Raw genomic sequence first — 12,910 nt, forward strand, 5'->3', positions numbered from 1 at the left:
CGACGCCCGGAGGTGCCGGCCCGGGACCGGGTGGTCAGGAACGAGGCGGTCAGGAACGACGGGCGCCGGGCGAAACCTCCGCTGCGGTGTTTGCGTGGATCTCCGCCGTCTGGTCCACGGATTCCCGCAGGTCAGGATAGTTGGCGGTGGCAGCCTTGACGGCGTTGGGAACCAGGCGCAGGTTCCGGGCCGAGAGGGCAAGTTCTTCCTCGCCGGGTTCCGGCACTTCCTGGCCCTTGGCCAGGACAGTGATTCCTGATTCGGTCACCTTAAAGCCCCTGGCGCGGTCAAGCTCCGGATCCAGCCCAATCGCAGCACCGGCCGGGATCTTGACGTTTTTGTCGATGATGGCCCGGTTGATCACGGCGCCCTCGCCGACGTTCACCTTGTCCATCAGCACCGAGTCGATCACGCGGCTGCTGGTTCCCACAAAGACGTCGTTGGAAAGGACCGAGCCCTCCACCACGCCGCCGGAAATGACCACGCCGTTGGCCACGATCGAATCCAGCGCCGTTCCAACGGTGTTTTTCTGCCCGCGGACGAACTTTGCCGGCGGGGAGATGCTCTGCCGGGTGTAGATGGGCCACTCGGAGTTGTACAGGTTGAAGACCGGAAGGGGGGAAATCAGGTCAATGTGGGCGTCATAGAACGAGTCGATGGTGCCGACGTCACGCCAGTAGGTGCGGTCGCGTTCGGTGGATCCCGGGATCTGGTTGAGGGTGAAGTCGTAGACCCCTGCCTCGCCCTGGTTAACAAAGTACGGGATGATGTCCCCGCCCATGTCGTGCTTGGTGTCCAGTCGTTCGGCGTCGACGTGGAGTGCTTCCACCAGGGCGTCGGCGTCGAAGACGTAGTTGCCCATGGAGGCGAGGAATTGGGTGGGATCGGCGGCGAGTCCCGGTGTGGTGGCGGGTTTCTCCACGAAAGCTGCGATCTTCTGCGGATCTTCCTGGTCCACCTCGATCACACCGAACTGGTCGGCCATGCTCAACGGCTGGCGTACCGCGGCAACGGTGGCTTTGGCACCGCTGGCCACATGCTGCTCCACCATCTGGGAAAAGTCCATGCGGTAGACGTGGTCCGCGCCAACAACCACCACGATGTCGGGATTGGCGTCGTGGATCAGGTTCAGGGACTGGTAGATGGCGTTGGCGCTGCCCAGGAACCAGCTCTTGCCCACGCGCTGCTGGGCCGGGACGGATGCCACGTAGTTGCCCAGTTGGGTGGACATCCGCCAGGTCTCGGATATATGTCGGTCAAGGCTGTGCGATTTGTACTGGGTGAGCACAACGATCTGCAGGTAGCGCGAATTCACCAGGTTGGACAGGGCAAAGTCGATCAGGCGGTAGCTGCCGGCAAAGGGCACAGCAGGTTTTGCCCGGTCTGCCGTCAGTGGCATGAGCCGGTTTCCCTCGCCGCCAGCGAGGACAATGGCCAGGACTTTTTTGTTCAACGGCATGTGGTGACTCCTGTACGCCTTCGTAACTCCCCAAACAGTCCGGCATGCCCGGACTCCTTCACACTAGAACAGATACGCGGGAAGGACTACCTTGGAACGGTGCGAATAGACATTGTGACTAAAGAGTTCCCGCCGGAGATCTACGGTGGCGCCGGAGTCCACGTGGCCGAATTGAGCAGGGTGCTGAGTAAGCACGTTGACCTGCAGGTTCGTGCTTTCGGGGCGCCCCGCGATGCCGATTACCACGGTGCCGGGGTGACTTCCTATACCGTGCCCGAGGATCTGGGATCGGCTAACGCAGCGGTCCAGACGCTCGGGGTGGATCTGCGGATCGTTCCTGACATCGAGGGCGCAGACGTCGTCCATTCCCACACCTGGTACGCCAATATGGCTGGGCACCTGGCGTCCCTGCTGCATGGCATCCCGCATGTGCTCAGCGCGCACAGCCTTGAACCGTTGAGGCCGTGGAAGGCCGAGCAGCTGGGTGGCGGCTACGCCCTGTCTTCGTGGGTGGAAAAGACCGCCTACGAGGCCGCTGCGGCCATCATCGCCGTTTCCGAAGGCATGCGCCAGGACATCCTGCGCAGCTACCCGGATGTTGACCCGTCCAAGGTGCGTGTGGTCCACAACGGCATCGACGTTGATCAGTGGCACCGTGATGAAGGCGAAGACGCAGTTCGTGCCCTAGGCATCGATCCGCAGAAGCCCAGTGTGGTCTTTGTGGGGCGCAACACCCGCCAAAAGGGTGTGCCGTACCTGCTGCGCGCAGCGGCCAAGCTGCCGGCGGATGTTCAGCTGGTGCTGTGCCTCGGGGCTGCAGACACGCCTGAACTCGCCGCGGAGACGGCGCGCCTGATTGAGGACCTCCAAAGCCAGAGGACAGGTGTGGTCCTCATCGAGCGGATGCTGCCGCGCAAGGAGCTCATCCAGGTTCTCAGCCATGCCACGGCCTTTGCGTGCCCGTCGATTTATGAACCCCTGGGCATTGTCAACCTTGAGGCGATGGCCTGCGGGGCCGCCGTTGTGGCCAGCGCCACGGGCGGGATCCCGGAGGTGGTCAAGCACGGCGAAACCGGCCTGCTGGTTGACATCGAACAGGTCGCCGACGGCACGGGCACACCCCTGGATCCGGAGAAGTTCGTCACCGAATTCGCGGCAGCACTGATCGAGGTTGTGTCCGATCCCGAGCGTGCCCGGGCCATGGGACAGGCCGGCCGCCGCCGCGCCGAGGAGCACTTCTCCTGGGAGTCCATCACCGAAACAACCCTTGAGGTATACCGTTCAGTCCTGAACTGATAACACAGCCGGATCCGCGGCCTGCTGACCGCCTGCGGTCAGCAGGACTAACCGGATCATCACGACGGCGCCGCTCCCCTCCAGTGGGGAGCGGCGCCGTCGTTTTTTCTGAAAAGGCGACGGTCAGGCTCCGGTCCGGCCCTTGCCTGGCGAGGAAGTGCGGGCAAGCAGCACTTTCTCGTCCACCGGGGCCTGGCCGCTGGCCCGTTGGCTCCGGAAATAGGCGCGTGCCTCATCCTGCCGGGTCTTTTCTGCACCGGCGGCAACCGCGGCGCGGATGTGGTCCTGGCTGTAGCCGAAAGCTTCCACCAGATCGAGGGCGTGCGGACGAATCTTCACCAGGAGCCGATTGATGTACTCACCCACGGTGCGCCCGCGCTGCATGGACAGCCTGCCGTTCATGAGGTACCAGGCCAGGTTCTTCTCAATCAGTGAAAGTCCAAAGAGGTCACGCATCCACGTCAGCACCGTCCTGGTGCCCGGATCCGCGATGTCCTTCAGCGCCTCCGTGAAGGCCTCCCACTGCAGGAGCTCGGCGTGTGCCTGCGCGGCCTCGATCAGCTCGTTCTGGTGCTTGTTGAACAGCGCGGCCCCTTTGTCGTGGGGCAGCCGGTTGGCGCCGTTGAGGGCGGCGCCGACGTCCGCCACCATCGTCTGGACCCGGTCCGTCAGCAGGGCACGCTGGCCTTCCTCGTCCCTCAGGGCAAGGGCAGCCTTTTGCACGGACCCCGTGTCTGCCACAAACTGGGCCACCTGCCGCAGGCCGGTGCGGTGGATGGCCACGCCCGTCGCCTGGCCCACCACGTAGCGTGCCAGGACGCCAAAATCGACATTCCTGAACTCTTTGGCGTAGTCGGCCAGGAGCCGCTTGGCCACGAGCTGAAGCAGCACCGTGTTGTCGCCTTCGAACGTGGCGTAGACGTCCAGGTCCGCCCGCAGGGAAGCGAAGCGGTTTTCGATCAGGAAGCCTGCACCGCCGCACGCTTCGCGGCACTCCTGCAGCGTATCGAGGGCGTGCCAGGTGCTAAGCGGCTTGAGGGCCGCAGCGAGGGTTTCGAGGTCCTGCCGGTCTTCGTCCGTGTCGTGGGCGCCGGAAAAGACGTCGTCGAACTTCTGGAGCAGCTGCTCATGGGCAAAGCCCGCGGCGTAGGTGGTGGCCAGCCGGGTGAAGAGCCGCCGCTGGTGCCGCTGGTAGTCAAGGAGTACTTCCTCCTCCGTGTGGGAGGAGGCGTTGAACTGGCGCCGCTCCGTGGCGTAGCGGATGGCCGCGGTGAGGGCGACCTTGGACGCGGCCACTGCCGCTCCGTCAAGTGAAACCCGGCCCTGGACAAGTGTCCCCAGCATGGTGAAGAAACGCCGGCCGGGGCTGGCAATGGGCGAGCTGTAAGTGCCGTCAACATCCACGTTGCCGTACCGGTTGAGGAGGTTGGACCGCGGGATGCGGACGTTGGTGAAGTGCAGCCGGCCGTTGTCGATGCCGTTAAGGCCGCCCTTCACACCATCGTCCTCGCCGCCGATGCCGGGCAGGAACTCTTTGGTGCGAGGATCGCGCAGGTCCACGTAGAAGGCGTGCACTCCGTGGTTTACCCCTTGAGTGACCAGCTGCGCAAAGACCACTGCGCCGAGTCCGTCATTGGCAGCATTGCCGATGTAGTCCTTCCACGCGGCCCGGAACGGCGTATGGACGACGAACTCCTGGGTGCCGGGGTCGTATGTGGCTGTGGTGGCAATGCTGGCGACGTCGGAGCCGTGCCCTGTTTCCGTCATTGCAAAGCAGCCAGGGATGTCAAGGTTCATAATTCCCGGGAGCCACTTGGCATGGTGTTCCTCAGTGCCAAGGTGCATCACCGCCGAACCAAAGAGGCCCCATTGGACACCGGCTTTGATCTGCAGGGACGGATCCGCGGTCACCAGCTCCTCGAAGCCAGCGATGTTGCCGCCATGGTCATCAGAGCCGCCCAATGCGGTGGGGAAGGCACGGTGAACGGCTTCATTCTCCACGAGGTACTTCAACTGGCCGAACGTCCGGGTCCGATGTTCGGTGTGGGTCAGGCCCTCGGTCTTGTGCAGCTCCGGACGGGCGGCCAGGTCCCGCGCCTGCAAACGGATCTCGGCCCATCGGCCCAGGAGCAGCCGGCCAAGGCCCGCGACGTCTACCGCTGGCTGTCCTGAACCTGGCTTACCGTCCCCCTGGGTGTCGGCGGCGGGCCGGGATCCCCGGCCCGCGGGTCGGTCCACTAGTTCGGTCATGTCAATATCCTTCGTTGGTTCTGACAGTTGGGTTGGTGATGAGTGGGTGTGATGAAGATTTGGCCCGGGTGGGATATTGCACGGCGTCGCAGTCTGCCCTGACGCAAGGTCCTACGGTGATTTCGGCTGGTCAAGCTCTGGTGCGATCCCCACACACAGCCAGGCCGTGATCTGGCGGGCCATGGCTTCCTGGTCCGGCTTGGACGCCGATGCCGGTGTCTTCAGCCATTGCTCACCGGCATTGCGGACAAGACCGATGGCAGCCATGGGCCAATAGCCGATTACGGCTTCCTTGCCATCCCCGAGATGGGTCCGCATGGGAGTGGCGATCATTTCTCCAATGGACTCGAAGAAGTGGCCCAGCGCGCCTGAGATTGCCGCTGCATTGTGCGAAGTATCGGCGTCAGCGGGGGAGTAGCGGGTCACGAAGCTGTAGACGTTCGGGCTTGTCTCAGCCATCTGGAGATAGGCGGAAACCATGGCAAACAGGCCCTGGCGCGGTGTCTGGGCACTCTGGGCAGCCTCGCGGATCCGCTGCTGCATCTGGTTGAGTACCACTTCGCCCACGGCCTGCTGAAGGCCTGCCTTATCCCCGAAGTAGCGGTAAAAGACTGACTTGGAGGTTCCTGCGGCGGCCGCAATTTCCTCCATGGAAGCGTCGCTTCCCAGCGCATGCACGGCCCGCCGGGCGGACTTAATGAGTTCGCGGCGGCGGTCCTCGCGGTGGGTCTGCCAACGGGCCGAGCGGCCGTCTGCGCTGCCACCGGCAAAGGCCGGAGGGGACACGGGTAGGGGCTTGTTCACGATACTCAGCGTATCAGGTACGCTGAGTATCGGTAACCGACAACCCAGAGGAGTCATCTCATGTCCGTCGATGGACAGTCCGCAACCGGACCCCAGGATTTCAGCAACCCGGCTTCCCCTGGAGCCGGCGTAACCCTTCGCGATGCCGTCATCGTGGGCGGCAACAGGATTCCTTTTGCCCGATCAGGAGGCGCCTACACGAAGTCCTCGAACCAGGACATGCTGACGGCCGCGCTGGAGGGTCTCATCGCCAGGTTCGGGCTGCAGGATGAGCGGATTGGCGAGGTCGCCGCCGGGGCCGTCCTGAAGCACTCCAGGGACTTCAACCTGACCCGCGAGGCTGTCCTCGGCTCGTCATTGTCCGCCGAGACGCCTGCCTACGACGTGCAGCAGGCCTGCGCGACCGGGCTGGAGACCGTCCTGGGCCTTGCCAACAAAATCAAGCTTGGCCAGATTGATTCCGCCATTGCCGGTGGCGTGGATTCGGCGTCGGATGCGCCCATTGCGGTCAGCGAGGGGTTGCGGGCAGTGCTCCTGGACCTCAGCCGTGCCAAAACACTGCCGCAGCGCCTCCAGGCCCTTAGCCGGCTTCGCCCCAAGGACCTGGCCCCGGATGCGCCAAGCACCGGCGAGCCCCGCACCGGTCTCTCCATGGGGGAGCACCAGGCGCTGACGACGGCGCAGTGGAACATCACCCGCGAGGCGCAGGACGAGATAGCGCTGAACAGCCACCGCAACCTGGCGGCAGCCTACGGCGCCGGATTCTTTGACGACCTCCTGACCCCGTACCGCGGTCTGGCACGGGATTCGAATCTGCGGCCGGACACAACGCTGGAGAAGCTGGCATCACTGAAGCCGGTTTTCGGAAAGAGCCTGGGTGCCGAAGCCACCATGACGGCGGGGAATTCCACGCCGTTGACGGACGGCGCATCAACTGTCCTGCTGGCATCCGCCGAATGGGCGGATGCCCACGACCTGCCCAAACTGGCCAAGGTGGTGGACGGTGAAGCTGCCGCTGTGGATTTTGTGCACGGCAAGGACGGGCTCCTGATGGCTCCCGCATTCGCCGTCCCGCGGCTCCTGGCACGCCGGGGCCTGACCCTTGACGATTTTGATTTCTTTGAAATCCATGAGGCCTTTGCCGGTACTGTCCTCAGCACCCTTGCAGCGTGGGAGGACGAGGAGTTCGGCAAGACCAGGCTTGGCCTTGACGGGGCGTTTGGCAGTGTCGACCGCAGCAAACTCAACGTCAACGGCTCCTCACTCGCCGTGGGACACCCCTTTGCCGCCACGGGCGGCCGTATCGCTGCCTCGCTCGCCAAGATGCTGCATGAGAAGGGGACGGTCAACGGCCGGCCCGCCCGCGGGCTCATCTCGGTCTGCGCCGCCGGCGGCCAGGGCGTCGTTGCCATTCTCGAAGCGCTGTAGGGAGCACCGGATGACAGACACATACACCCAACTCGTGAGCCACGGACCGGGCAGGAAGGTCGCCCGGAAGCTTGGCCTGCCCCAGCCGGCGCTGCTGCGCAGGTACCAGCCGGGCCAGCCGCTCATCACCGGGCCCATCCTGGTTCAGGGGACAACACACGGCGCCGACGAGTTGGCGGCCACCCTGCTCTCCTGGGACCTGGATGTCCGGCGCCACGCGGTGCCCCGCGAAAAGCTTGGTGCCATCATTCTTGTCCTGGACGACGTGTCCCGGCCCGGTGATCTCGAAAAACCAGTCCTGGCAGCAGCGTCCTCGCTGCGGGATCTCGGTTCAAGCGCCCGCTTCATCACCATCTCGCGGCCCGCCCATGAGGCCGGAACACCTTCCGAAGCCGCGGCGCGGCAGGGGGTAGACGGTTTCCTGCGTTCGCTCGCAAAGGAGCTCCGTGCCGGTGCCACGGCCAACGGGATCCTGCTCGCCGGCGAGACACCAGCTGCCAGCCCCAGCAGCGTGGCTGCGCTGAGGTTTTTCCTCTCCGGCCGCTCGGCCTTTGTGGATGGCCAGTTCCTGACCGTTACGACGCCGGCGGGGCAACTCCCTGCCGACGTTGAAAGGCCACTGGCCGGCAAGGTCGCCGTGGTCACCGGTGCAGCGCGTGGGATAGGCGCTGCCATCGCCAGGATCCTCCACCGGGACGGCGCCACCCTGGTCCTGGTTGACATACCGGCAGCGGGTGACCATCTGGCAACGGTGGCCAACGAGGTCCGTGGCACTGCCCTTCAGCTGGACATCAGCAGGGACGACGCCGGCCAGCGGATTATCGATCACGCCGTGCAACGCCACGGTCACTTGGACATTGTGGTCCACAACGCAGGCATTACCAGGGACAAACTGCTGGCCAACATGGATCATGCCCGCTGGAGTTCGGTGATCAACGTCAACATCGCCGCCCAGCTCCGGATCAATGAGGCGTTGCTCGACTCGGACAGCTTCAGCGGTTCACCCAGGATCGTGTCAGTGGCGTCCACCAGCGGAATAGCGGGGAACAGGGGCCAGACGAACTATGCTGCTTCCAAGGGCGGGGTCATGGGGATGGTTCGTGCCACCGCCCCGCTCATGGCAGCCAAAGGAGGCACCATCAACGCCGTTGCGCCAGGCTTCATCGAAACGGAAATGACTGCCCGGATCCCCCTCGCCATGAGGGAACTGGGCCGGCGGCTCAACTCCCTCCAGCAAGGCGGGGAGCCGGCCGACGTCGCCGAGGCCATCGCCTTCCTCGCCAGTGATGCAGCAGGGGGCATCAACGGGGACGTCCTGCGGGTCTGCGGACAGCACATGGTGGGGGCATGACCACGGCTCAGCCAGCGCCACAGCCGGTCATCCTTGGCGAGATGCCATCGCTGTCCAAGCTTTACGTGAACGCGGCTGCCCAGGCGGCCCGCCGCCGCGTACTGGGCACAAACAACGGCTCCAGCCTCCCGGACGCCAGCCATGAAGTGCGCGGCGTCAGGGCCGACGTCGGCAACCTCACCGCTTACCAGCACCTCATCGGGGAAACCGCCAGCGACGTCCTGCCCGCCGGCTACATCCATGCCCTCACCTTCCCTCTTGCCATTAGCGTTATGAACCGGGACGACTTCCCGCTGCCCGTCCTGGGCATGATCCATCTGAGCAACTACGTGGAGCAGCGTTCCCCGCTGACGTTCACTGAACCGCTGGACATCACGGCAAGGGTGGAGAACCTGCGGGGGCACCGCGCCGGGACACAGCTGGATGTGGTAGCGGAGGTGCGGGGCACAGGCACGTCCGAGGTCCGCTGGACGGGTGTCTCCACGTACCTGGCCAAGGGTGTGTTCCTCCCGGGCATCGACAAGCCGTCCCCGTCCAGGGTCCTTGAGGAATTCACGCCACCGGACCCCACGGCGCTTTGGCACCTGGGCGTGGACACCGGGCGATCCTATGCTGCCGTTTCCGGCGACTTTAATCCCATCCACCTCAGCCTCCTCTCGGCTAAGGCATTGGGACTGCGCCGCTCCATCGCCCACGGAATGTACCTTGCCTCAAGGGCACTCGCCGACGTCGGAGCAGTCAAGGGCGATGCCTTCATCTGGAGCATTGCGTTTGAGGCGCCGGTGTTCCTGCCGGGCCGCGTCGGACTACACATCACTTCTGTGGAGGCTGCTGACGGGGCATGGAAACGGTCGGAGTTCGTAGGCTGGAACCGGCGGTCAGGCCGCCGGCACTTCACCGGCACCGTGGCCGGGCTCTAAGACGCCGGACGCACGGCCCGGAGAATCCTGTGAAGGCTCAGGAGGATGGACTCGGAGGCGGGCACGGTGCCGGTCTCCGGGGCATTTCCGGGTGTCGCCTCCACACATGCCTCCACCGCCGATTCCGCGGCCGCAAACCGCTCGGCCTGGAGGTCCGGATCGCCGTCACGGAACGAGGAGAGCAACGTGCCTGTGGCTGTCAGCGCATCGGCCAGGGGACCGCTGTCCTCCGGGGGAACTGCATAGGGCGCGTCCTCCTCCCAGATCACGTCGGACAGGACATCGGTCATGTCCTGGATATGGAACGTCACACGCTCAAGTTCGCGCAGGTTGCGGTAGTCAAGGTCCACGTCGCGGGGATGCAGCTTTCGGCGCGGATTGGCCCGCCGGCTCATGTCAGCCTCCCGGACCAGGTGGCGGACGGCCCGGGCAGCTGAGGCCAGCTCATCCGAGCGTCGGGACCAGTCCTCGTGTTCCGGCGGCCAGCTTTCCGTAAGCGCCGCCCCCATGTCAGTCAACTGCTTGCCCAGGGCGGCGCGGAGTTCGTCGAGGCTTGCCGCCGCAGCGTCAAAATGCAGGGGTGGAAAGACCAGGAAGTTGACGGCAATGCCCACGGCCACTCCGGCGCCCATCTGGAGCAGGTATCCGAAGGAAAAGTCGTCAGGATTGCTGCCGCCCACCAGCAGCACCAGCAGGGCCGCCGTCGGAATCCAGTCGCTGCCGGATCCGATGCGGGGAAGGCCGCCCAGCAACACTCCAATACCCATGAAAATGGCCACCGCAATCGGCGAAGGGTCAGTAATGTTGACCAGGAGAAAAGCCAGCCCGATTCCCATGGCTAAGCCGATCAGGGTTTGCAGGCCCTGCTTCACCGAGCCAGCCACGTTGTGATACATCGCCACCAGAGCCCCCAGCGGCGCGTAGTAGGGGTAGTTCGCCGCCGCCCCGGGCATGAGGGGAGCGACGAGAAAAGCGAGGCCGGCAGCGATCGCGGCCTTGGCGGCAAGCTGCAGTCGCTGTGCTGTAAAGGCCGCCGACAGTCCGGCCGCTGCGTTCTTCAAGAGACGGGTACCCGTGGTCCACCTGGCCGCCGTCTGGACTTTCGAATTATCCACCGCCCCACACTAGGGCTGGAGACGGGCTAGGACAAGGCGGATGCAGCCTGCCGGACCGCCGCAGCCAGCCGGTGCGCCTTGCCGGGGGTGCGCCCATCCTCCGCACGCCGGGGAATATAACCAAAGCCAAGTCCGTAGGCGGGGTCGGCAAAGCCCAACGCGGCATTGGCGCCTTCATGGCCAAAGGCACGGTGGCTTCCGAAATTCCGTGAGGGATGCGGTTTCATAAAGACCACGGCAAAAGCATTGTCCAGTCCTGAAGAACGGTCCAGGCCCCAGACCTGTTCCTGGGTCATCACACTGATCGTCTCGGCGGTAAGCAGGGGTGGATCCCCTTCCACGCCCGTGGTGGCTGCAGCGTAGAGCCGGGCCATGCCTTCGGCAGATCCGACCCCACCGGCCGCGCTCATGCCGGCAGCCCGGATGGTGCGGTGGTTGGGGAGCTCCATGACGGTGCTGACCGGGGCGTTGCCGTTCAGTCCTTCCAGACTGAAGGGATCCACCCACGGCTGCCGGGCGTCGGCGTCGTAAAGCACGTCCCGGTAGCGCCCCTCCAACTCCTCGGGCAGTCCCAGAAAGAAGTCCACGCCGTAAGGCTTCCTGACGCGGCGGTCATAAAGGCTTTGCAGGGTGTCCCCGGCCACCCGCCTGCACAGTTCCTCCATCAGGATCCCGATGGTCAGGGCATGGTAGCCAAAGCAGCTTCCAGGGGTCCATGCCGGTTGGGCCGCAGCCAAACGGGCGGCGGCCTCCTGAGTAGTGAATTCGTCCAGGGCAAAGCCGCCTTCAACTCCCATCAGGCCGGCCTGGTGTGACAGGGCCTCCCGCACCAGGAGCCGGTCCTTTCCGTGAACCCCGAACTCCGGCCAGTAGTGGGCCACCGCGCGGTCCAGATCCAGCAGCCCGTCCTGGACCAGCAGCGACACCACCACGGCAGCCACGCCCTTGGAACAGGAGTAGGCGCCTGTCAGGGTATCTGCAGTGATCTCCGGGCCGCCTGCCAGGTCGAGCACTTTGATGCCGTTCCGGTACGCCGCAACCTGGGCGCTGTACAGCGGGTCGTCAGCCAGGAAGGACCCGAAAAGATCCAGGACGTCCTCATACGCGGGCGCGGCATAGCCGTGAGAAATCTGCATGCTCATAGCTTAGGGGGCAGAAAGCGTTTCCCGGTCAAGCTGTTGCGCCGTGCCCCGCAGCGACCTCTTCGCCGGGTCGGACGGGTCCCGGGGGAGTACCGTCGCCAAACGGGCGCCCACCCAGTGACTCCCTGCCATGGGGCTTGAGCCAGCCCGTCAGGTCGGGGCCGTGCGGGACGATCCCGGTGGGATTGATGTCCTCGTGGACGATGTAGTAGTGCTGCTTGATCTGGACAAAATCGATGGTGTCGCCAAAGCCCGGAGTCTGGAACAGGTCACGCGCGTATGCCCACAGGGCGGGCATCTCGCTGAGTTTCTGCCGGTTGCATTTGAAATGGCCGTGGTACACGGCGTCGAACCTGGCCAGGGTAGTGAACAGCCGCACGTCAGCCTCCGTGATGGTCTCTCCCACCAGGTAACGCTGCGTGGCCAGGCGCTCTTCAAGCCAGTCCAGTGCTGTCCAAAGCCGCGCGTAGGCGGCGTCGTAGGCCTCCTGCGAACCCGCGAAACCGCAGCGGTAGACTCCGTTGTTCACCTCGGTAAAGACGCGTTCGTTGACTTCGTCAATTTCGGGCCGAAGCTCCTCAGGATAAAGCCGGGGGGCGCCCGGCCGATGGAATTCGGTCCACTCAGTGGAGAAGTCCAGGGTGATCTGGGGAAAATTGTTGGTTACCACCGCACCGCTGGCAACATCCACGATGGCCGGAACGGTGATGCCCCGTGGATACTCGGGGAACCTGGTGAAATACGCACTTTGAAGCCGCTCAATCACCAGCACGGGGTCCACGCCACCCGGGTCAAGGTCAAAAGTCCAGGACCGGGCGTCGTGGGTGGGTCCCGGCTGGCCCAGGGAGATCGCCTCCTCAAGGCCAAGGAGCCGCCGGACAATAACTGCCCTGTTCGCCCATGGACATGCCCTTGCGGCGATCAGCCGGTAACGTCCGGCTTCCACCGGCCAGCCCGGCTCGCCGTTGCTGCCAGGAGAACCATCGCGGGTGATCCGGTCCTCAATGTAGTTGGTGTCCCGATTGAATTCGGCGCCGTCCGCGACATAGGCACCCTTCGTGCTGTGGCCGGCTGATCCGGCCGTTCCTTTTGCAGCTGTTCCTGTTGCCGCTGGCGCGGCTTGCGTTTCCTTGCCCATGGCGTTA

General features: G+C 64.6%; 10 protein-coding genes. 4 read left to right on the plus strand and 6 right to left on the minus strand.

Features of this window, described 5'->3' with window-relative positions:
- Window positions 1–49: 49 nt before the first annotated feature.
- Window positions 50–1,459 (minus strand): glucose-1-phosphate adenylyltransferase, encoded by a 1,410-nt coding sequence (gene glgC / locus M1E17_RS12700; protein WP_457962397.1) that lies wholly within the window; start codon window positions 1,457–1,459, stop codon window positions 50–52.
- Between the two features lie 99 nt (window positions 1,460–1,558).
- On the opposite strand from glgC, the gene glgA reads away from it, so the two are divergent.
- Window positions 1,559–2,755, plus strand: coding sequence for a glycogen synthase (gene glgA, locus M1E17_RS12705; RefSeq protein WP_457962398.1), 1,197 nt, complete (start codon window positions 1,559–1,561; stop codon window positions 2,753–2,755).
- Between the two features lie 123 nt (window positions 2,756–2,878).
- Here the strand turns inward: glgA and M1E17_RS12710 are convergent, their stop codons facing one another.
- On the minus strand, window positions 2,879–5,005 hold the full coding sequence (locus tag M1E17_RS12710; protein WP_457962399.1) for an acyl-CoA dehydrogenase family protein: 2,127 nt from the start codon (window positions 5,003–5,005) through the stop codon (window positions 2,879–2,881).
- Between the two features lie 111 nt (window positions 5,006–5,116).
- Window positions 5,117–5,809: a TetR family transcriptional regulator gene (locus tag M1E17_RS12715; protein WP_457962400.1), complete on the minus strand. Its 693-nt coding sequence runs from the start codon at window positions 5,807–5,809 to the stop codon at window positions 5,117–5,119.
- A gap of 60 nt (window positions 5,810–5,869) precedes the next feature.
- Here M1E17_RS12715 and M1E17_RS12720 point away from each other — a divergent pair, with 60 nt between their 5' ends.
- The 3 genes from M1E17_RS12720 to M1E17_RS12730 are packed head-to-tail and all read left to right on the plus strand — an operon-like array spanning window position 5,870 to window position 9,508.
- A complete protein-coding gene (locus M1E17_RS12720; RefSeq protein ID WP_457962401.1) occupies window positions 5,870–7,237 on the plus strand; it encodes an acetyl-CoA C-acetyltransferase in 1,368 nt (455 codons plus the stop codon).
- A 10-nt stretch (window positions 7,238–7,247) separates the two neighbouring features.
- Window positions 7,248–8,588, plus strand: a complete 1,341-nt coding sequence (locus M1E17_RS12725) for a 3-oxoacyl-ACP reductase (protein ID WP_457962402.1) — start codon at window positions 7,248–7,250, stop codon at window positions 8,586–8,588.
- The gene (locus M1E17_RS12730; RefSeq protein WP_457962403.1) at window positions 8,585–9,508 is read left to right on the plus strand and encodes a MaoC family dehydratase; all 924 of its coding nucleotides are present in this window, start codon (window positions 8,585–8,587) and stop codon (window positions 9,506–9,508) included. Before M1E17_RS12725 ends, M1E17_RS12730 begins: the two co-directional genes overlap by 4 nt.
- Here M1E17_RS12730 and M1E17_RS12735 read toward each other — a convergent pair.
- From M1E17_RS12735 to M1E17_RS12745, 3 genes are all read right to left on the minus strand, one after another.
- Window positions 9,505–10,569, minus strand: coding sequence for an FUSC family protein (locus tag M1E17_RS12735; RefSeq protein ID WP_457967740.1), 1,065 nt, complete (start codon window positions 10,567–10,569; stop codon window positions 9,505–9,507). The genes M1E17_RS12730 and M1E17_RS12735 overlap by 4 nt on opposite strands.
- Before the next feature lie 80 nt (window positions 10,570–10,649).
- Window positions 10,650–11,759, minus strand: coding sequence for a serine hydrolase domain-containing protein (locus tag M1E17_RS12740; protein WP_457962404.1), 1,110 nt, complete (start codon window positions 11,757–11,759; stop codon window positions 10,650–10,652).
- A 34-nt stretch (window positions 11,760–11,793) separates the two neighbouring features.
- Complete coding sequence (locus M1E17_RS12745; protein ID WP_457962405.1) at window positions 11,794–12,903, minus strand: glutathione S-transferase family protein; 1,110 nt, start codon at window positions 12,901–12,903, stop codon at window positions 11,794–11,796.
- Window positions 12,904–12,910 lie beyond the last annotated feature (7 nt).

The sequence above is a fragment of the Arthrobacter sp. D1-29 genome (genome assembly GCF_054130585.1).

What these genes read in the sequence shown, in the direction of transcription:
- glgC (WP_457962397.1), bottom strand. Translation starts at nt 1,459, where the DNA reads ATGCCGTTGAACAAAAAAGTCCTGGCCATTGTCCTCGCTGGCGGCGAG.
- M1E17_RS12710 (WP_457962399.1), bottom strand. Translation starts at nt 5,005, where the DNA reads ATGACCGAACTAGTGGACCGACCCGCGGGCCGGGGATCCCGGCCCGCC.
- M1E17_RS12720 (WP_457962401.1), top strand. Translation starts at nt 5,870, where the DNA reads ATGTCCGTCGATGGACAGTCCGCAACCGGACCCCAGGATTTCAGCAAC.
- M1E17_RS12725 (WP_457962402.1), top strand. Translation starts at nt 7,248, where the DNA reads ATGACAGACACATACACCCAACTCGTGAGCCACGGACCGGGCAGGAAG.
- M1E17_RS12730 (WP_457962403.1), top strand. Translation starts at nt 8,585, where the DNA reads ATGACCACGGCTCAGCCAGCGCCACAGCCGGTCATCCTTGGCGAGATG.
- M1E17_RS12740 (WP_457962404.1), bottom strand. Translation starts at nt 11,759, where the DNA reads ATGCAGATTTCTCACGGCTATGCCGCGCCCGCGTATGAGGACGTCCTG.
- M1E17_RS12745 (WP_457962405.1), bottom strand. Translation starts at nt 12,903, where the DNA reads ATGGGCAAGGAAACGCAAGCCGCGCCAGCGGCAACAGGAACAGCTGCA.